Raw genomic sequence first — 19,484 nt, 5'->3', positions numbered from 1 at the left:
CGGCGGCCTCGGTTTCGCGCTGCACATGCTCGGCGCGCGGTTCGAAGCGGGCGCCGAAGTCGTCGCGCGCCAGGTCGGGCTCGACGCCGCGCTCGCCGGCGCCGATTGGCTGATCACCGGCGAAGGCCGCTCCGACGTGCAGACGCTGCACGGCAAGGCGCCGTTCATCGCGTGCCGTCACGCGCGGGCCGCCGGCGTGCCCGCGTCGCTGCTGTCGGGCGCGGTCGATCCGGCCGCGTTGCCGCGCCTGTCCGAGCATTTTTCCGGCTGCTTCTCGCCGGCTCCCGGGCCGATCACGCTCGACGTCGCGATCCGCGACGCGGCCAATCTGCTCGCGAACGAAGCGGAACAATTGACGCGCCTGAAATACGGTGCACACTGACCGTTGACCCGAGCGTGCGATACAGGAACAATCGGGCCCGCCCTTTTTCTTCAGGATTCGACATGAAAGGCCGTCAAGCCGGGCTCGATCAGTTTCTGACCTATCGCCTCCATGCGCTCACGAAGCGCTCCGACCGCGGGATCGGCGAGGTGTACCGGCACAAGCTCGACATCTCGCTGCCCGAGGCGCGCGTGATCGCCGCCGTCGGTGCGTTCGGTCCGTTCTCGATCATGGATCTCGCGCGTCACACCAATCTCGACAAGAGCCAGGCAAGCCGCGCGGCCGAGGCGCTGTTGCGCCAGGGCCTGCTCGAGCGCAGCGCGAGCGAGGAGGATGGCCGGATCGTGCTGATCGCGCTGACCGCCGACGGCCGCGCGCTGCACCGCAAGATCATGCCGATCGTGCGCAAGTGGAACGACGGCCTGCTGGCCTGCCTGTCCGACGGCGAACGCCAGACGTTCGAACGGCTGCTCGACAAGGTCGTCGCGCACGCCACCGAGCGGGACGACTGAGCCGAATCAGGAGCGCCGCGCCAGCCCTATTGATCCGACGAATTCGACGGGCCGCCCACGTTGCTTGACCGGCAACGCGGGTGGCCCGCTTTGCGTCATGCGGCGGGCGCGGCGAACGTCCCGCGCTTCGCCGCTGCCGTGCGGCGGCACCTGGCGGCGCCCGGCACGCGCTAGAGCCCGCTGTTCGCCGCGCGCTGGCGCAACAGTCCGAGCACCGCGTCGCAGTACGGGGTCGGCACGCCAAGCTTGCGGCCGAGCTCCGGGAATACGCCGAGGATCGGCCCGATCTCGAGCGACCGTCCTGCCTCGACATCCTGCAGCATCGACGTCTTGAACGCGCCGAGCTTGCGCGTGACCGCGATCCGCTCGGGCCCGCTCATCCCCGTGGACAGGCCGAGCTTCGCGCCGATCGCGGCCGCCTCCTCCATCATCCGCAGCGCGAGTGCCTGCGTGAACGGATCGTCGAGCAACTGCTCGGCCGTCGACCCGGTCAGCGCACTCAGCGGATTCATGTTCATGTTGCCCCACAGCTTCGTCCAGATCTCGGCCCGGATCGCGGGCGTCGACTCGACGTCGAAACCGCCCGCGGCAAGCGCCGCGGCAAACCGCGCCGTGGCCGCGGCGAGCCGCTGATCCGGCGCGCCGACGATCAGCCGGTTGCCGCGCCCGCGGCGCACGACGCCCGGCGCGTCGGTACTCGACGACAGATGCACGACGCAGCCGATCGCCTGCGCGGGCGGCAACGCGGCGGACACCGCGCCGGCCGGGTCGACCGCATCGAGCGGCACGCCGTCGAGCGAGCCCGCGAGCCCGTGCGTGAACCACCACGGCAACCCGTTCATCGCCGCGACGATCACGGTGTCGGGCCCGACCAGCGGCGCAATGCGCGCAGCCAGCGCCGGCAGCGCCTGCGCCTTCAGCGCGATCACCACGTAGTCCTGCACGCCGAGCGCATGCGCATCGTCGCTCGCCCGCACCGGCACCGACGCGGTATCGCCGCCTTCGTCGATCACGCGCACGCCGTGCGTGTTCAGCGCGTCGAGCGTCGCGCCGCGCGCGTATGCGCTCACGGTCATGCCGGCCCGCGACAGCGCGGCCGCGAGCAATCCGCCGATCGCACCGACACCGACCACCGCCGCGCGCACCGACCCTGAATTCGTGTCGTTCATGATGGAATTCCGTCTCCTGGGAGCTGACGAGCATAACGCTCAATAGTTGTGGGCACAACCATTTACACGGGAATGGGCCACACGCCCCCGCTCGCGCTCGTTCGCGTCAGCGCGGCACGCCGCCGGCGTCGAGGGGCGCGTCGTCGGCCACGCCGCCCGTGGCGCCCAGCACGCCCGCGATCTGGCTCTTGTCGTGCATGCCGAGCTTGCGGTACGCGCAGCGCAGGTAGTGGCGCACGGTGGTCGGCGAAATGGCCATCTGTTGCGCGACCTCCTTGTGCGACCGCCCGGCGCCGTAATAGCGGATCGCCGCGAGCTCGCGCGGGCTCAGCCGGTCGAGCAGCGAGCGCGGCCGCGCTTCGATCTGGAACAGCCCCGCGACGGGCACGCACTGGATGCGCAGCGCGTCGCCGACGAAAGGCTGGCCCGACTGGCGCCGCAGGTGCGCGACGAGCGGCTCCGGCACCCGCGCGCCGGCCCAGGCCGGCCACTCGGTGCGCAGTACGTCATCGAAACCGTGATCGGCATGGTGGAGCACCCCGAAGCTGTCGCACAGCGCGCGCGCCGCCGGCGCCGCCGTCTCGGCGCGCTCGCGCGTGAGCTGCGCGGCGCGATTGATCGTCAGCGCGGCCGCGAGATGCGGAATCACCTCCTCGAAGCGACGCGCATCGTCGTCGCCGAACGGACGATTGAGCCCCTGCCGGTAAATCGACATGAACGTCGTCAGGCCGAAACGGCGATCGAGCGTGGATACGCACATCAGCTGCGCGAGCCCGTACTTCACGCACCAGTCGCGAAACCGTGCATCGAGCCCGGGCTCGACGACCGTGAGCCGCACCGCGCGACCAGGCGCGCCGTGCAGCGTGCGGTGCGCGAGCGGATCGCAATCGCGCACGCGCTTCCAGTCGATGAAGAACGCGTGCGGCAAACGGTACAGGAAGCTGTTGTGCATCACGGGGCCGGTCGGCGCGTGGGTCGCGACGCCGGTCCACGCGGCGTCGAACGGAATGAGCGCCTGCAGCAGCGAAAAAAACCGGCATTCGAATTCGCCGATGCCGGATTGCGCGGCCACGGCGTACAGGTCGAGCAGCATCAGGCCGAGTTCGCGCTGTGCCGCGTCGCCGTGCGTGACGCCGTCGAAATCGGCGCGCCGGGACGGCAGCGGCGGCCACGCGAATTCGTCGAGCACGATGGCGGCCGGCACGTCGCGCAGCGCGTCGAGATCCTGCCCGATATCCGTCGTGATCCTCACCTTCCGCTCCCCTGCCCGATCGGGCTGCTGATGTGCGCAACGGCACCGGCCGATTATAGCCAGCGGCTTTTTTGGCGGGCCACGGCGCCGGAACGGGCGCCAGCCCCATCCATTTGAACGGTGCACGGCACGTTGCTGCTCCGCAGCACGCCGCTGCGCGGCTTCGCTCCGCGCCGACGCCGTGCACCGCGGGTTTTCCGCACCGTTCATCTGGACGACTGTTCGACGGTTTTCCCGCTGCGGACACTGCGTCGCGACCACACCAACGACACACCGATGCAGCACGGCATGGAGAACCCCACGTGACGAAATCCCGCTTCATCCGCACGGCCGCGGCCACCGCGACGCTTGCCGCGTGCAGTGCCGCCGCGCAGGCGCAGTCGGCCCTCACCCTGTACGGCGCGCTCGACGCCGGCGTGCAATACCTGACGCATGCCGACGGACGCCACTCGGCCGTGCAGTTGCAGAACTACGGCATCCTGCCTTCGCAGGTCGGGATCAAGGGCCACGAGGATCTCGGCGGCGGCTGGCGCGCGCTGTTCAAGCTCGAACAGGGCCTCAACGTCAACGACGGCACCGCGACCGCACCGGGCTACGCGTTCTTCCGCGGCGCGTACGTCGGCATCGCGGGGCCCGTCGGCACCGTCACGCTCGGCCGGCAGTTCAGCGTGCTGTTCGACAAGACGCTGTTCTACGACCCGCTCTGGTACGCGTCTTACAGCGGCCAGGGCGTGCTCGTGCCGATGCAGGCGAACTTCATCGACCATTCGGTGAAGTACCAGTCGCCGACGTTCGCGGGTGTCGACGTCGAGGCGCTCGCCGCGACGTCCGGCGTCGCCGGCAATACCCGCGCCGGACGCGTGCTCGAACTCGGCGGCCAGTACACGAGCAACGGGCTGTCGGTCAGCGCGGTGCTGCATCAGGCGCACGGCGACGTGTCGGCGGCCGACGACGCGTCCGCGCGGCGCCGCGAACTCGGTACGCTCGCCGCGCGTTATGCGTTCGCCACGCTGCCGCTCACCGTCTATGCGGGCGTCGAACGCCTGACCGGCGACCTCGATGCGGCGCGCACGATCGTCTGGGGCGGTGCGCGCTACCAGACGTCGAGCGGGATCGGCCTGAACGCGGGCGTCTACCACACCGATTCGCACACGCCCGCCATCGGCCACCCGACGCTGTTCATCGCGAGCACCACGTACGCGCTGTCGAAACGCACCGTCGCGTACGTGAACCTCGGCTACGCGCGCAACAGCGGCCAGAGCTCGCAAACCGTCTACGAGTACGACCCGACGCCGCTCGCCGGCGCGTCGCAGTTCGGCGCGATGGTCGGCATGTACCACCTGTTCTGACTTCCCCCAACGAGATCCCGCCATGAAAACCCTGTCCCCGGATGCCGCATGCTCGCCCGACGGCCGTGCGCCGGCCTTCGCCCGCTCGACGCTCGCCGCGCTCGTCGTGTTCGCGGCCATCACGCCGCTCCTGCTGCTCGTTGCACCGGCCGTGGCCGGTCAGCTCGCGACGCAACTCGGCTTGTCGGCGTCGCAGATCGGCACCTACTTCTTCGTCGAACTCGGTGCGTTCAGCCTCGCGACCGTGCCGTCGTACCTGTGGCTCGGCCGGGTCGACGCGCGCCGCGTCGCCGCCTTCGCGATCGCGCTGTTCGGCGCGGGCAACCTGCTGACCGCACTGTGGATGCCCGGCTTCGCCGCGCTGCTCGCGCTGCGGGCCGTCACCGCGCTCGGCGGCGGTTCGCTGATGGTGCTCTGCATGACGAGCGCGGCGACGAGCGAGAACAGCGACCGCGTGTACGGCCTGTGGGTCGTCGGCCAGCTGATCGCGGGGGCGATCGGCCTGTTCGTGCTGCCGCACGTGTTCGCCGCGTTCGGGCTGCGCGCGCTGTACGTGGCGCTCACCGGGCTCGCCCTGCTCGCGGCGCCGCTGTCGCGCGGCTTTCCGTCGTCGCTCGGTACGCGGACGGCAGCCGCGCGCACCGCACGCGGCGATGCGATGCAGACGCCGCGAAGCTGCGTCGTGCTCGCCATCGGCGCGGTGCTGACGTTCTATCTCGCGATCGGCAGCGTGTGGACGTTCGCGAGCCGCGCGGCGGCCGACGCCGGGCTCGATCCGCAGTCGACCGGCAACGTGCTCGCGATCGCGAGCGTGATGGGGATCGCCGGCGCGGCGCTCGCGTCGTGCGCGGGCGGCCGACTCGCGCGACGCGCGATGCTCGCGGCCGGTTACGCGCTGCTCGCGGCGTCGCTCGTCGCGCTCGCCGCGATGCATGACACCGGCGGCTACAGCGCGGCGATCTTCGCGTTCAAGTTCGCGTGGACGTTCGTGCTGCCGTTCATCCTCGCGACGGTCGCGCAGATCGACACGTCGGGCCGGCTCGTCGCCACGCTCAATTTCGTGATCGGCGCCGGCCTTGCCGCCGGCCCGCTGCTTGCCGGGCTGATGCTCGACACGGGCAGCACGATGCGCACGTTGTTCATCGCCGCGACAGCCGTCGCGATCGTGTCGTTCGCCGCGCTGCGCCATATCGATCGCCGCGCGCGCGCCTCCGCTTCCCCCCAACCGTGACAGGTCACGCATCCATGAATCGCACTGCCTTCTTCACCGACGAACGCACCTTCTGGCATACCGGCGGCACGCACGCGCTGTTCTTCCCGGTCGGCGGCTGGGTCCAGCCGCCGTCGAGCGCGGGCTACGCGGAATCGCCCGACTCGAAGCGCCGCTTCCTGTCGCTCGTCCAGGCATCGGGCCTGGCCGCGCAACTCGACCTGCGCGGCGCCGAGCCGGCAACGAGCACCGACCTGCTGCGCATTCATCCGGCGCACTATCTCGACGCGTTCCGCGCACTCAGCGACACGAATGGCGGCGACCTCGGCGATCTCGCGCCGTTCGGCAAGGGCAGCTACGAGATCGCCGCGCTGTCCGCCGGCCTCGCGATCGCGGCCGTCGATGCGGTCGTCGGCGAGCGCGCGGCCAACGCGTTCTCGCTGTCGCGGCCGCCCGGCCACCACTGCCTGCGCGACCGTCCGATGGGCTTCTGCATGCTGGCGAACATTCCGATCGCCATCGAGGCCGCTCGCGCGAAACACGGCATCGAGCGCGTCGCGGTGATCGACTGGGACGTGCATCACGGCAACGGCACGCAGTCGATCTACTACGACGACCCGGACACGCTGACGATCTCGCTGCACCAGGACCGCTGCTTTCCGCCCGGCTACAGCGGCGCGGACGATCGCGGCGAAGGCGCGGGTATCGACGCGAACCTGAACGTGCCGCTGCTCGCCGGCAGCGGCGACGACGCGTATCGCTACGCGTTCGAGCGAATCGTGCTGCCTGCGCTGGAGCGCTTCCGGCCCGAGCTGATCGTCATCGCAAGCGGCCTCGACGCGAGCGCCGTCGATCCGCTCGCGCGCATGCAACTGCATACCGACAGCTACCGGTTCATGACGCGTGCGGTGAAGGAGGCCGCGCAACGCCATTGCGGCGGGCGGCTCGTGATCGTCCATGAAGGCGGCTATTCGGAGGCATACGTGCCATTCTGCGGACTCGCGATCGTCGAGGAACTGGCCGGCATTCGCACCGACGTCGCCGATCCGATGCTCGATCTCGCGATCGCCCAGCAGCCGGGTGAACGGTTCGTCGCGTTCCAGCGCGCGCTGCTGGACGAACTGGCTGCGTCGTTCGGGTTGTAACGCGCGGGAACGGACGTGACGGGGCCGGCCCGCGCCGGCCCTTGCGCGATCCGTGCGGATGGGGTTTCCTGTGCCTTTACCCCTGTTCCGGCTCGAGGCCGCACTCTTCCGATGAAATCGTCCCCGCGCGATGACAACGACAACACCAGAACGCGCCGCCAGCCGTCGAAGCTGGTCCTGAACATCGCCGCCGTCACGGTCGGCCTCATCACGTTCGCGATCGGCGCGGCGTGGGTGATCTACAGTTGGGTCGTCGATCGCGAAGCGCAGTATTTCGCCATTCCGCTGGTGTTCTCGGTGCCGGTGATCGTGGCGGTCGCGATCCGAAGTTTCTGGGAGTAGGCGCGCCTGGTACCGGGCTTGTTGCAGATGAAGCGGCGAACCCCGCGATTCGCTCGCACGCCGGTCACAGGCCGGGACGCGGGCACGGATTGGGCGCCGCGCCCTGATATCCGCCGACGACGGCACCCAGTGCGGCGCCAGCCAGCGACGTGCCGAGCACTTTCAGCACACCCTCGGTCGACAACGGCTCGCCGTTCAACATCACCCGCCCGGAATACGCGGAGCATGCCGACGGCGATGCAACCGTCTGCACGGGCCTCGCGCTCCATGCGACGTTGTCGGCCGGCGTATTGGCCATGGCCGGCGCGGACAGCATCAGCGCCAGAACGGAAATCGGGATGTGTAGGGTGTTCTTCATCGGCGGCCCCTCGGTGTATTTGTGCTTCTTGTATTCGATCGCGATATGACACATTACACGCGGCCGAATTTCCGTGTGCGTCCATATGGACCTGCGTCCCGGCAAGAAAAACGGCCATCAAACGAAAAAAGCGCTGCGGTCAGTCGACCGGCAGCGCTTTTTTGGGGAACCGCCCCTTGACGGGTGCGTATCCGACTTCTGGTGCTGAGGCCGGCGACACAGCCGGCATGATCATTTGGCTCGTTTGGATTTGCCCCGCTCTTCCATTTCTTCGAGCCTCAGGCGTTCTGCCAACCTCAACGACCGATTTCCTTCCTGGTAGATGGCTTTCTCTTCGGCGTAGTACGCATTACCCATCTTGATGGGAGGCGTACGGATCATAAAAAAGCCCGCTCGCGTTTGGCACGAGCAGGCAAGGAAGCAAATCAGTATTCAAGGTACAAGGCTGTCCAGAAAGACCTCTAACTTCGACTCAGCAAGCAACGTGTCCGCCATCTGAACGCCCATAAAACAGCGTCACATCCGTCACCAATTTGAATTACTCGTCGCAAATGGGGAAATTTCGCCGATAAGCCCCTGAAGGGTTGAAATATTACCAACAATAATAAATCTTCTTAAAGAATGCCAAGAATTATCAGCTATCGTCGCAGAAGGATCAGCCTTACCAACCATGGTGAAATATGACAACTCATTCGTCGATCCAAATCGATGACTCAAATAAAATGCCGTATCGAAATTTGAATAAATGGCCATACACACACCCTGCCCAGGATTATTCGTAGCGTTTGGTATAGAGCAGAGAATCACCGCCTTCCCGATTCCAGAATAATTTACAAGGGCAGGCCACTGGGTAACGTCGTTAGTGTAGATGCCATTTACAGAAACCGAGTATGGTGATATTCCAGAATTTGTATCTGCATAATATGCGTAACGCATAAATGAGGCAGTCGCAAAAATTGCCGGCAATTCAGACGCGTATTGAATAATATCCTGCCCACCGGCCAATTTTTGAATTGACATATCAACCGCCATCGCCTCCTTTGGAAGAGATACGCCATCTCCAATGGTAACGCCAAAATTAAACTGATACGGCAGCAGGGCACCATTTCCGGCACATCCTTGGTCTCCGCTACTGGGATCATTATAATTCCGAGGCTGCACGCCCAGCAAAATTCCGTTTTGAGCGGGCACCCCAATTGAGGCCCCATTCCAATTCTCCAAAGTTCCGTTCAGGAGCGATGGATTCCCACGACAGTCTCCGCCTTGCGTTGGATTATAGGCGTTACCCTGCGTACTTCTGGCGGTCATCTGAAAATCAGCACCAGCGTTATCGTGCGGCACTGCAGTAGCACCCAATATTTTGAAATTTGTTATCATTGGGTAACCATATCCATCAAGCTCGACATGGATTACGCCATTATCTTTTGTATATGTCTGGCAGATTCCAGAGACATGAATAAAAACCAAAGACAAAAAAATCGCCAGTTTTTTCATTGCCCCTCCCTCGCATGAAGATCACCCGCCCCAAGCGGTCACTCAAAATTTAACTTCTTAACACCGATCAAATCAAGACAAATCGATCAAACGCAAGCCACAAGAAATTCTAGAAGCAATATAAAGTATCGACCTTTGGTAAGACACGACCGCTGCAATGCATTTCTACTCCGCTCCGACCATCTGGTCAAGGTCACTTACACGAATAGCACGATCTGTTGATAATCGCGCGGAATTCGCGCAACTAGGACACGGCCTGCCAATGATCAGTGAAGAGAATAATCTCATCTTGACGTATCTTGTCCGGCATTCGTGAAAATCCTGCTAAGTACGTTTTTGGAGCAATCAAAAGCTACTGTGGCTCCGTAACCATGGCCTCCGCTGGATAGAGCCGGAGCATTGCCCGCGCCGCTTCGACGTTCGACGTCGTCAGCCACTCCTCCCAGTCGTCCGGCCGCAGGATCACGACCGACCGCTTTTCCTCACCTGACCGGTGCATGTGCATCATGATCGGGTGTCATGGACTCAATGTCGTTGTATCGCACGAATTTGTCCGATAGAGCCAACAATCTTCGTCTATAAATCTCCGTAGCACCTTTGGTGCACGCCCCGTAGGGACACTACGAGGTGCGAATAACAATTCCTCATTCACGCACGGAGATCAAGAATGAAAAAAATCCTTCTGGTTGGCCTGCTTCTGTCGACATCGATCTTTGCGATGCAAGCCCACGCGTCCTGTAATCCAACTGGGTCCAAGTATGTGCAGTGCGCGTGCGCCAAAAACCCTCACTCGATCAAGCAAACGATCTGGACCGACGAAAAAGGTCAACAATGCAAGGTGACATCCGAACCCTGTTCATGCGAGTCGGTGACTAGCACACCCAACACCGGGGCGCCGCATACAGGAGCTCCGAATACTGTCATGAGCGGCAGCAACTAGAGGTACGGGGGCGGTCGATAAGCCTGCGTGGCCGCCCCATAGATGCAGCGTCACAACGATAGACACGACGACATCGCCGGCGTACAGGGGCAGTTGCGCCGGCTGATGCATCTGCTGCGCGAGGAGATGCGGCGCGCGGGCATGCGGTGATCGTCGCTCAGTTACCGGTCGTTTGCCACCACCACATGTCCGTTTGGTCAATAACCAATCCGGCGCCGAAAAATACCTCGATCATCGGCAGCCAGGTTGAGTTGTTGCCAAATTCATTCCGCAGAAAACCTGCCCCTCCATTGTACTTGTAGCTTGCCGGGGTAGGCTTATAGGTTCCATTCGCACCAAGTGACGCGAAGTGTTGCCAGGTGCCATTGCTCAAACTGGTCCACGGCATCTGATAAACGTCCATTGTCGCCTCATCGTTTATACGATTTGTGACCATATAGACATTTCCGCCATTGTAGTCAAACGCGAAATCGGCTTCGGTGATGAAATTCCCTATCACACCAGACTCTGAGACCTGGAACTTGTATTGCAGGTGCACCCCGTCTGTCGAGTAGTACAAGTGGTAGTGCTGAGGCGACGAGTCGAGCTTCTGCAGGACGAACAACCACACTGCAGACTTCCCATCCGCGCTTATTGCAGACTGCTCGCCAATTCCATACTCCGTCGACGAAGTACGCAATATCGGGAACGGCCACTTCCGCCAAGTGACCCCGTCATTGGAATATGCAACCCCGACACCGTTATCAATTCCCCCATTGGTAGAATTATCAGTCCCGGTGTAGTACATCAAATACGAGTAATGCGCCCCACTACCATCAGGATAGGTAAAATCCCCCATGATCACCGATGGGTCGCACACAAATACAGAATCCCATGACCCACTCACACCTTCCGCAAGAACCTGCGTCGTATCCGTAATAATCTGCTGCGTGTTGGCATTGATTGAGCGGTAAAGAATAACGTCGCTCGATGCCCCGCCCGCACACCACCACATTTTCTGCGTCCCGTCCGCCAGCATGATCATGCTGGGAACATAGTTGTATCGATTGTTTGGTCCCTTCTGAATCAGCATCCCAGACTGATCCGCATAAGCGCTTGTGCCCACCGCCGACGTAAGCAGAAACGTCAACCACACTGCGAACTTTCTAGTCGTCATGACGGGTCCTTGTCATTGCGGTTGCCTGGCAGGTAATTCCCCAGCCCATGCAACTGCGTCATCGTCGCGCAGGTTGCAGATGTGAAAAGCCCCGCTCGGAGCGGGGCAGGAATCACAGTTAGTGACGAATTGATGTCGCTGTTGATGCAGCGTGAATAAGGCGCCGCATTGGCCATGTTTCTGCATACTGGCCAAGCACCGAAGCCTCTTTATCAGCTTGATCGATCGATCCACGGTCGTCGATCACAACGATGATCGACATGTCAGCCGTTAGCGTCTTGCCACGAAGATCGACCAATTTGTAAAGCTCCGACGCGGCGGCTGCCGGATGAGCTGAAATGGCATCGATCTGAGTTTCGCCTTGCATCAAGTCAAATCCATACTCCTTCCCTGACATCCCACGTGCTCGAACAGTACTTTTCAAAGCCGGCGTGTCCGGATGAATCGCCGTCAAATACAACTGAGCCTCTTGCACAAGCCTGGATTGTTTATCCGCTAAATCGGTACCGGCGTTTTCGTCGACCCAATCTGATACGTCCAACAACGCACTCACGTAGCGCGCGAAACCTGCAGGCATCTTCGAGTCCTGCACGTACGATTCAATCTCACCAGACTCGCTGACGAGCACGTCGTACTTCGCAACCAAAGATCTTATCGACTGGTACTTCCGCGATTGAAACGAACGGATGCCTCTTCCCATCGCGTGAAAAAGTGTTTCTTGCGAATCGAAGAATCTCACCATGCCATTAAGGTGTTCAGCATAGATAGTGAAGGGCGTTCCGTCCGAGAAGCCGAACGGTGTATCGAGCGCCATGATGCCGCCGTCCTCGGCCGCCAGCGTCTCGCAGCCGAAGCCGAGCTTCCCGCAGATGTCTTGGCAAAGGTTCGTGGTCATAGCAGTTGAAGAACATATGGGTCCGGCAACTCACCGGAGAGAGTCAGGTTAGTCCTTGTGCAGAACAACTTCAAGGCATCCTCGTAACCGTATTTCTGCCAAGCCGCTTCACCAGCGATCCGATCTCGTCCGATGTGTTCGTGGGACACTCGATGTGGATCCACCTTCTTCCGTCCGTTCTGAAGAAGGTCAAGCTGATAGACGCGGCGCCTGGCCTTGAATTCCTGCTTGTAGATGGTGAACAGAAAGTGCGAGGAAGGCGGCCGCTGCCCATACTTCACAAGTAGGTCGGCAGTAACGCCTTGAATTCGCTTCCCATCATGATCCGTCACGCCGAAAGCACAGTTCGCGGTTCCCCAAAGCTCAGGAGACCAGTCCCACTCACCTGGCTCACCAAATTTTATAAGCGCGATAATCGCCCGTGCCTCGTCGCTCGGAAGGTCGTCAACCATTGTCGATCGCTGTGTGGATTCTTGTTTGACATCAGACAGTGTTGCCCCGAGATCCCCGGATCTCGGCTCATCGTCACGTAGCGCTACCGGCGTCTGGCGATGCGCCTTCAACAATCGTGCAGCGGCCTACCAAATAATCGCCCCACCACTGCATCATCTTTCGGCGCTCGGGCAGATACTCGGCGTGATTGTACGCCGCCCGGACTCCGTCCCGCTCGCTGTGTGCCAACTGACGCTCAATCCAGTCCCGGTTGAAATTGTGCTCGTTCAGGATAGTCGACGTGAGGCCACGGAAACCGTGGCCGGTCATACGTGAGTGGTAGCCCATCCGGTACAGAGCGTACAGGATCGTATTCTCGCTCATCGGCTTCTTGGTGCTCGACCGACTGGGGAACAGGTATTGACCGTCGCCGTTCAATTCCTGAAGTCTGGCCACCACCCCCAGCGCCGGCTTGGACAACGGCACGATGTGCGGCGTACGCATCTTCATCTTCTCGGCCGGCATCTTCCACTCCTTCTTCTCGTCGATCTCCGTCCACTCGGCGAACCGCAGCTCGCTCGTACGAACGAACGTCAACGCCATGAGTTGCAGCGCCAGTCGGGTCTGATAGTCACCCTCGTACGTATCGATCTTCTGCATGAGCTCAGGCAGTTCTGCCTCGCTGACGCGCTTCATGTGAACGAAAGTACGAGTCTTCAGCGTGCCGCGGAGATCGGGCGCAGGATCGCGCTCGGTCCGTCCAGTGGCAATGGCGTATCGAAAGATCTGACTTGTTGCCTGGATAGCCTTGTGCGCGAGTTCGATCGCATCGCGCACTTCGATCTTGCGGATGACCTCAAGCAACTCCGGCGCCGAGATCTTGGTGATGGGGCGTCCACCGAGCACCGGAAACAGCTCACGCTTGAGAAGCTTCATGATCCGGTCCGCGTGACGCTCGCTCCAGGCATCCCGTCGTTTCTCGTGCCACTCCCGGGCAATGGGCTCAAACGAGTTTTCACGATCAAGGCTGCGTTGTAGCTTGACGCGCTTTTTCTCGTGCGACGGATCAAGGCCGGAGCGCAACTGGCCCTTCACCTCATCTCGCGCCTTTCGCGCCCCGAGGTGAGAGACGGCCGGATAGACACTGAGGGCAACACGCTTTTCCTTTCCGTCGACTCGATACTTCAGGCGACAGTACTTCGATCCGTTCGGCATGACCTCCAGGTACATACCTTGGCCGCCGGCCAGCTTATAGGACTTCTCGCGAGGCTTGGCCGCACGGACAGCGACATCGGTAAGGGGCATTTGAGCAAGGTGGCATTTCGATGCCCCTGATCAGAAAAACTGCCCCCTACGATGCCCCCCCTGATTTCGTGGGTGTCAATGGGAAGTGATGGGAAACCTTGGAAAGAAAAAGCCCCGCAAGTCGTTGAATGGCGGGGCTTTTTGGTCAACGATGGGAATCGTTGGGAGATACTTTGGTGCGTGAGGCCGGACTCGAACCGGCACACCCTTGCGGGCGTCAGGACCTAAACCTGGTGCGTCTACCAATTTCGCCACTCACGCGCATTTCCGTCGCCTGACCGCGCGGCACGCAAGATGCGTGCGCCACGCGCCCGGGACTTTCATGCCGGCCCGAAAACCGGCACGCCCGATCAGGCGAGCGCGAGATTCTACCCGATCCGTGCGGCCTTGTCTCGCCCCGCCGGCACCCATCGTGCAGCGATGCTAGAATGCCGCGCTCGACGTTTCGGCACCGCGCCGCCGCGCGTCCCCCGAACCCGCCCCCACCCGATTCCGCCCGTGAACTTCGACGACTACTGTCAGCAAAAGGCCGCCCCCGCGGGCTCCAGCGTCTACTACGCGCTGCGTCAGGCGCCGCTCGCCACGCAGCCGCGCCTGACGGCGCTGTTCGCGCTGCGCCGCGAACTCGAGGAAACCGTCAAGGAAACCAGCGACCCGACCGTCGGACACACGAAGCTCGCGTGGTGGCACAAGGAACTCGCGGCGCTGGCCGACGGGCAGCCGTCGCACCCCGTCACGAAGGCACTCGCGCAGCATCACCCAGCGATCGCGGCCGAGGCCGATGCGTTGCGCACGCTCGTCAACGGCTACGGGATGGATCTCGAACAGGCGCGCTACCTCGATTTCGCGAACCTGCAGCGCTACATCGCTCAGGCGGGCGGCACGTTCGCGTCACTGGTTGCGCGCGCAAGTGCCGCGAACCCGGCCGACCCGCAGCCGTGGGCCGCAGAGGCCGGCCGCGCGCTGATGCTCGCGCAGTTCGTGCAGGAACTCGGCAACGACGCGCGCCACGGCCGCATCTACCTGCCGATCGACGAACTGCAGCGCTACAACGTGACCGCGGCCGATCTGCTGAATCGCCGCTACAGCCCGGCCTTCACCGAATTGCTGCAATTCCAGACGGCCCGCGCGCGCGAAGCGCTCGCCGCCGCCGACGCGGCGATCCCCGCGTCCGAACGCCGCGCGCAGCGCACGCTGCGCGCGCAGATCGCGCTGGCCGGCGCGCTGCTCGACGAAATCGAGCGCGACGGCTACCAGGTGCTGCACCAGCGCATCGCGCTCACGCCGATCCGCAAACTGTGGATCGCGTGGCGCGCGTCGCGGCGCCGCTGACCCTTACGCGTCACGCCTTCAACAGCGGCAGCGTGTCGAAGCGCTGCTGCAGCACGCGCGTCGCGTCGAGCCCCCACCACGGCCCGAGCACGGTGGCATAAAGCTGGCGGAAATCGACCGCGACCGGCAGGTTGCCGTTGCCGTCGAGCCGGCCGAGCGCGGGCGGCGCGCCGTACAGCCCGCCGGCCACGCGGCCGCCCATCACGAAATGCGGCGCGGCCGTACCGTGATCGGTGCCGTTGCTCTGGTTCTCGCGCACCCGCCGCCCGAATTCCGCATACGTCATCACGAGCGTCTGGTTCCAGCGCCCGAGTTCGATCAGCGCGCCACGCATCGCGCTCATCCCTTCCGCGAACTGCTTGAGCAACGCAGCCTGCTGCCCCGGCTGGTTCTGGTGCGTGTCGAAACCGTTGAGCGTCAGACGCAGCACCGCGACGCCATCCTGCGCGCCGGGCCCGGACGCCTCGCACGCGGCCAGCACCTGCATCGCGGTCTTCACCGACGTGCCGAACGCGCCGGCCGGGAAGGCCGTCCTGAACTCGCGCATGCCGCCGCGCGGCCGCAGCCGGTCGGCCGCCTTCACGATGTCGTTCTCGACGTCGATGATGTGCGCGAGCGCCGGGTTCTGCTCGCGCAGCGACGACGGCTCGGCGAGCCGCGCCGCCCGGATGAACTGCGCGGGGTTGACGAGCGCGATCGCACGCGCGCCGTTCGACAGCGGCCCCATCTCCGCGCTGCCGAGGACGACGCCGTCCGCCGCGAAACCGGGCGGCACGGGCGCCTGCGCGAACGTGCGCGTCAGCCACCCTTCATGCAGATACTGGTCGGAGCGCGATGCGGTATCCCAGATCTCGATCGAACGGAAATGCGACAGGTTCGGCTGCGGATAACCGACGCCTTGCACGACCGCGATCTGCCCGTCACGCCACAGCGGCATCAACGCCGCGAGCGACGGGTGCAGCCCCGTGTGCGCGTCGAGCTGCAGCACCTGCTCGCGCTTGATGCCGATGCTGCGCCGGAACTGGTAGTACAGCGGGTCCGCGTACGGCACCACCGTATTGAGGCCGTCGTTGCCGCCCTTCAGCTCGACGAGAATCAGCACGTTCGCGTACCCGGCCGCCGGTTGCCGCCCCGCCTGCGCCGCGGAAGCGGCGATCGCGGGCGCTTGCCACATCGACACGCCGGCCGCGGCCGCGGCGCCGGTCAGCGTCAGAAAATCACGTCGGTTCATCGCGCATCCTTTGGTTCGCCGTCCGGCACGTTTGCCGCGGCGGCGCCCCGCTTCGTCGTCGTTTGCATCATTTCAGCTGATAGGCCGGATCCATCAGCAGCGCCTCGAGATACGCGCTGCCGGTCGAATCCGTGTCGATCGCCGCGACCGGCGACAGTTGCAGCACCGCGTGCTGCAACTGAAGCTCGGTCGACAATCCGGCGATTGCCTGCGGCCGCGCGCGATATTGCGCGAGCCAGCGTTCGAGGTCGAACCGCAACCCGCCGCGCGCGGGCCTGGCCGGCGTGCCGCGCATGCCGGCCGCGGACGCCATGTCGGCCACCGGCATCGCATGCGTCCGCGCATTCGGCGGCGGCGCCATCGGATGCGCGGGCACGCGCATGCCGGCCGTCTCCGTCGCGCGGAACAACTGCTCGACGAACTGCTTGCGCGACAGCAGCGTGGTGCTGTTGATCCACAGCGCGCCGCCCGGCCAGCCTTTGACGTTCGGCGGATAGAACAGGTTCTGCCCGAGCGTGCGCACGGTGTTCGCGAGCATCTGCGGATCGCCGTACGCCACGTCGAACAGCCGCACCGACCCGACGACGAACTCGGCCGGCGACTTGACGAGCACGCCGCGGTTGCGCGGATCCCAGAACGCGTCGGTCGACCACAGCGCGGCGAGCGCCGCGCGAATGTCGTAACCGCTCGCGCGGAACCGGTCGGCGACCGTATCGAGCGCCCCCGGATCGGGCGTGTCGGACACGAACTCGCGCCACAACTTGGCGGCGATGAAACGCGCGGTGCCCGGCCGCTTCAGCAGGATGTCGAGAAAGCCGTCGCCGTCGAACGGCCCCGTTTCGCCGAGAATCGTCTTCTCGCCGGCGTCGTGGGTGTCGGGCCGCACCTCGAAGCGCAGCGTATCGGGATCGATCGTCCAGCCCGTCATCGCGCGCGCGGCCTCGGTCACGTCGACCTGCGTGTAATGCCCTTCGCCGAGCGTGAACAGCTCCATCACCTCGCGCGCGAAATTCTCGTTCGGACGCCCCTTGCGATTGCTCGCGCCGTCGAGATACTGCAGCATCGCCGGATCCTTCGCGACCGCATGCAGCAGCGTGCCGAAGTTGCCGAGCGCCTCGCGGCGAAACAGCGCGTTCTGCGCGGCCATCGTCTGCGGGTAAGGCACCTTGTCCTGGCCCGACGTGAAGTGCCCGTGCCAGAACAGCGTCATGCGCTCGGTCAGCGGCGACGGCGTGACGACCATCTCGTTGACCCAGGCGGCACGCAATTCATCGTAGCGGCGGTTGCGCTCGCGCTGCTCGTCGCGCCGCATGTCGGGCGTCAGCGCCTGGCGCTGCGCGCGCGTCGGCGGCGGCTCGGCGATCCAGTCGGGCCATGTCGTCACGGGTTCGCGGCGCACGCTGCCGAGCGTGTCGGCCACGATCTGCGCGCGCGTCATGCCGACGACACGCGCGACGTCGGCGGGCGCGGGAGAGAAACCGGTGCGACTGAGGAAAAACAGCGCGTCGTCGGCATCGAGCGGCGACTGCATGGCAGGCGACGACGCCGGTATGGCAGCGTTCGCTTTCATCGTCATGGACTCTCCCGGAACGCACCGGCGGTGCGGATGCCGGTACAACGGCATTCGGCACGCGAAAGTTGACCGAAAAAGTGCTACGAATTCTTTCTGCGCGGGGCGGGCCGCGCAGGGCAAGGACGGCACGTGTCAGCGCTTGTACAACTCGCGAACGGCGTCTTCGATGTGCTGGCGCAACAGGTGCCGCTCTTCGGGCGTCATGTGCCCGTCGCGGCGGCGCTGTTCGAGATCGGGGGGCACGGCGGAACGAACCGCCGCCTCGGCGGCACGGTCGGGCTGCGGCGCTTTGCCGCGCGGCAGCTTGCGCGACGGTGCGCCCTGCTCGGGGCGCTGCGCATACGCGAAGTTCGACGCATACGGACCGGCGAGCGCGATCGTCAGCGTCAGTGCAATCCGGAAAGATCGCATGACCGTCCTCGCTTCTTTGGTCGATTTGTTCCCTTCGTCACGCGGCAACCGGCTACCTCTGGTACTTGAAAAACCCTGCGGAAATCGGGTGTACAAAGATGAAAGATGGAGTGCAGGGAGTATCTACCGAATTTCGGCCTCGAGTAAAGGAATCTATATAGCCTGCCTTTACTCGGCGCGACACTACGGGTAAATTTTGTAACCGACTGTAACGCACGAAAATACGTGGCCGTGCGTCAATTCCCATTCGCGATAAGATGCCGATCATGGAAACGAAAAACCCCTCCAAGATTCTCGTCGTTGACGACGACCCTCGCCTGCGCGATCTGCTGCGCCGCTATCTCGGCGAACAGGGTTTCAACGTATACGTCGCCGAAAACGCGACCGCGATGAACAAGCTCTGGGTACGCGAGCGTTTCGACCTGCTCGTGCTCGACCTGATGCTGCCGGGCGAGGACGGCCTGTCGATCTGCCGCCGCCTGCGCGGCAGCAACGACCGCACGCCGATCATCATGCTCACCGCGAAGGGCGAGGACGTCGACCGCATCGTCGGCCTCGAGATGGGCGCCGACGACTACCTGCCGAAGCCGTTCAATCCGCGCGAACTCGTCGCGCGCATTCATGCGGTGCTGCGCCGCCAGGCGCCGGCCGAACTGCCGGGCGCACCGTCGGAAACCACCGAGGTGTTCGAGTTCGGCGAATTCTCGCTGAATCTCGCCACGCGCACGCTGACGAAGTCCGGCCAGGAAATCCCGCTGACGACCGGCGAATTCTCGGTGCTGAAAGTGTTCGCGCGTCATCCGCGCCAGCCGCTGTCGCGCGAAAAGCTGATGGAGCTCGCGCGCGGCCGCGAATACGAAGTGTTCGACCGCAGCCTCGACGTGCAGATCTCGCGCCTGCGCAAGCTGATCGAACCGGATCCGGGCAGCCCGCGCTTCATCCAGACCGTCTGGGGCCTCGGCTACGTGTTCATCCCGGACGGCGCCGCCTGACCTT

Annotated in this window: 19 protein-coding genes, 1 tRNA gene and 1 pseudogene; 8 read left to right on the top strand and 13 right to left on the bottom strand. The window is 64.0% G+C overall.

The genetic code is table 11. From position 1 onward, the window contains the following. Both G3N62_RS10445 and G3N62_RS10440 read left to right on the top strand, forming a co-directional pair. On the top strand, nucleotides 1-382 hold a 382-nt coding region (locus G3N62_RS10445; protein ID WP_206141230.1), incomplete at its 5' end, for a glycerate kinase. Between the two features lie 62 nt (nucleotides 383-444). Beyond that, nucleotides 445-894: a MarR family transcriptional regulator gene (locus G3N62_RS10440; RefSeq protein WP_034188770.1), complete on the top strand. Its 450-nt coding sequence runs from the start codon at nucleotides 445-447 to the stop codon at nucleotides 892-894. A 170-nt stretch (nucleotides 895-1,064) separates the two neighbouring features. Here the strand turns inward: G3N62_RS10440 and G3N62_RS10435 are convergent, their stop codons facing one another. Together G3N62_RS10435 and G3N62_RS10430 are read right to left on the bottom strand one after the other, a co-directional pair. Beyond that, complete coding sequence (locus tag G3N62_RS10435; protein WP_124669708.1) at nucleotides 1,065-2,063, bottom strand: 2-dehydropantoate 2-reductase; 999 nt, start codon at nucleotides 2,061-2,063, stop codon at nucleotides 1,065-1,067. 106 nt (nucleotides 2,064-2,169) lie between these two features. Further along, entirely contained in the window at nucleotides 2,170-3,315 is a 1,146-nt protein-coding gene (locus G3N62_RS10430; RefSeq protein ID WP_124669709.1) for a helix-turn-helix transcriptional regulator, read from the bottom strand. Between the two features lie 302 nt (nucleotides 3,316-3,617). Between G3N62_RS10430 and G3N62_RS10425 the strand changes: the two genes are divergently transcribed. From G3N62_RS10425 to G3N62_RS10410, 4 genes are all read left to right on the top strand, one after another. Next, nucleotides 3,618-4,664, top strand: a complete 1,047-nt coding sequence (locus G3N62_RS10425; protein ID WP_034188774.1) for a porin — start codon at nucleotides 3,618-3,620, stop codon at nucleotides 4,662-4,664. 22 nt (nucleotides 4,665-4,686) lie between these two features. Beyond that, nucleotides 4,687-5,895 (top strand): MFS transporter, encoded by a 1,209-nt coding sequence (locus G3N62_RS10420; RefSeq protein ID WP_124669710.1) that lies wholly within the window; start codon nucleotides 4,687-4,689, stop codon nucleotides 5,893-5,895. Between the two features lie 14 nt (nucleotides 5,896-5,909). Beyond that, nucleotides 5,910-7,019 carry a class II histone deacetylase gene (locus tag G3N62_RS10415; protein ID WP_124669711.1) on the top strand — a complete coding sequence of 370 codons (1,110 nt, stop codon included), beginning with the start codon at nucleotides 5,910-5,912 and terminating at the stop codon, nucleotides 7,017-7,019. 111 nt (nucleotides 7,020-7,130) lie between these two features. Continuing rightward, on the top strand, nucleotides 7,131-7,361 hold the full coding sequence (locus G3N62_RS10410) for a hypothetical protein (RefSeq protein ID WP_034188777.1): 231 nt from the start codon (nucleotides 7,131-7,133) through the stop codon (nucleotides 7,359-7,361). 64 nt (nucleotides 7,362-7,425) lie between these two features. Here G3N62_RS10410 and G3N62_RS10405 read toward each other — a convergent pair whose 3' ends face one another. From G3N62_RS10405 to G3N62_RS10375, 8 genes and pseudogenes are all read right to left on the bottom strand, one after another. After that, nucleotides 7,426-7,719 (bottom strand): hypothetical protein, encoded by a 294-nt coding sequence (locus tag G3N62_RS10405; protein WP_034188982.1) that lies wholly within the window; start codon nucleotides 7,717-7,719, stop codon nucleotides 7,426-7,428. A 525-nt stretch (nucleotides 7,720-8,244) separates the two neighbouring features. Then, nucleotides 8,245-9,213: a hypothetical protein gene (locus tag G3N62_RS10400; RefSeq protein ID WP_124669712.1), complete on the bottom strand. Its 969-nt coding sequence runs from the start codon at nucleotides 9,211-9,213 to the stop codon at nucleotides 8,245-8,247. A 352-nt stretch (nucleotides 9,214-9,565) separates the two neighbouring features. Beyond that, a pseudogene (locus G3N62_RS36405) lies at nucleotides 9,566-9,727 on the bottom strand (DUF159 family protein); the annotation flags it as partial. Between the two features lie 583 nt (nucleotides 9,728-10,310). Next, nucleotides 10,311-11,225 carry a hypothetical protein gene (locus G3N62_RS10395; RefSeq protein WP_124608924.1) on the bottom strand — a complete coding sequence of 305 codons (915 nt, stop codon included), beginning with the start codon at nucleotides 11,223-11,225 and terminating at the stop codon, nucleotides 10,311-10,313. Nucleotides 11,226-11,427: 202 nt separating this feature from the next. Next, nucleotides 11,428-12,204: a DUF1828 domain-containing protein gene (locus tag G3N62_RS10390; RefSeq protein ID WP_124669713.1), complete on the bottom strand. Its 777-nt coding sequence runs from the start codon at nucleotides 12,202-12,204 to the stop codon at nucleotides 11,428-11,430. After that, nucleotides 12,201-12,656 carry a hypothetical protein gene (locus tag G3N62_RS10385; RefSeq protein WP_124608926.1) on the bottom strand — a complete coding sequence of 152 codons (456 nt, stop codon included), beginning with the start codon at nucleotides 12,654-12,656 and terminating at the stop codon, nucleotides 12,201-12,203. The genes G3N62_RS10390 and G3N62_RS10385 overlap by 4 nt, the downstream gene beginning before the upstream one ends. Before the next feature lie 73 nt (nucleotides 12,657-12,729). Next, nucleotides 12,730-13,941: a tyrosine-type recombinase/integrase gene (locus tag G3N62_RS10380; RefSeq protein WP_124608927.1), complete on the bottom strand. Its 1,212-nt coding sequence runs from the start codon at nucleotides 13,939-13,941 to the stop codon at nucleotides 12,730-12,732. Nucleotides 13,942-14,115: 174 nt separating this feature from the next. Further along, nucleotides 14,116-14,202, bottom strand: a tRNA-Leu gene (locus tag G3N62_RS10375). A gap of 237 nt (nucleotides 14,203-14,439) precedes the next feature. Here G3N62_RS10375 and hpnD point away from each other — a divergent pair. Further along, the gene (gene hpnD / locus G3N62_RS10370; protein ID WP_034188778.1) at nucleotides 14,440-15,273 is read left to right on the top strand and encodes a presqualene diphosphate synthase HpnD; all 834 of its coding nucleotides are present in this window, start codon (nucleotides 14,440-14,442) and stop codon (nucleotides 15,271-15,273) included. A gap of 10 nt (nucleotides 15,274-15,283) precedes the next feature. Here hpnD and G3N62_RS10365 read toward each other — a convergent pair whose 3' ends face one another. The 3 genes from G3N62_RS10365 to G3N62_RS10355 form a co-directional block, all read right to left on the bottom strand. Further along, nucleotides 15,284-16,504 (bottom strand): DUF1501 domain-containing protein, encoded by a 1,221-nt coding sequence (locus G3N62_RS10365; RefSeq protein WP_034188779.1) that lies wholly within the window; start codon nucleotides 16,502-16,504, stop codon nucleotides 15,284-15,286. A 67-nt stretch (nucleotides 16,505-16,571) separates the two neighbouring features. Beyond that, entirely contained in the window at nucleotides 16,572-18,074 is a 1,503-nt protein-coding gene (locus G3N62_RS10360) for a DUF1800 domain-containing protein (protein WP_034188983.1), read from the bottom strand. A gap of 135 nt (nucleotides 18,075-18,209) precedes the next feature. After that, nucleotides 18,210-18,488, bottom strand: coding sequence for a hypothetical protein (locus G3N62_RS10355; RefSeq protein ID WP_069706296.1), 279 nt, complete (start codon nucleotides 18,486-18,488; stop codon nucleotides 18,210-18,212). 266 nt (nucleotides 18,489-18,754) lie between these two features. Between G3N62_RS10355 and ompR the strand changes: the two genes are divergently transcribed. After that, nucleotides 18,755-19,480 carry a two-component system response regulator OmpR gene (ompR, locus tag G3N62_RS10350; protein WP_004199523.1) on the top strand — a complete coding sequence of 242 codons (726 nt, stop codon included), beginning with the start codon at nucleotides 18,755-18,757 and terminating at the stop codon, nucleotides 19,478-19,480. Nucleotides 19,481-19,484 lie beyond the last annotated feature (4 nt).

This window comes from Burkholderia sp. Tr-20355, assembly GCF_017104685.1.
Lineage (GTDB): Bacteria > Pseudomonadota > Gammaproteobacteria > Burkholderiales > Burkholderiaceae > Burkholderia > Burkholderia seminalis.
The sequence above is the reverse complement of the archived record's forward strand: the minus strand, read 5'-3'. Positions and strand labels throughout refer to the sequence as shown.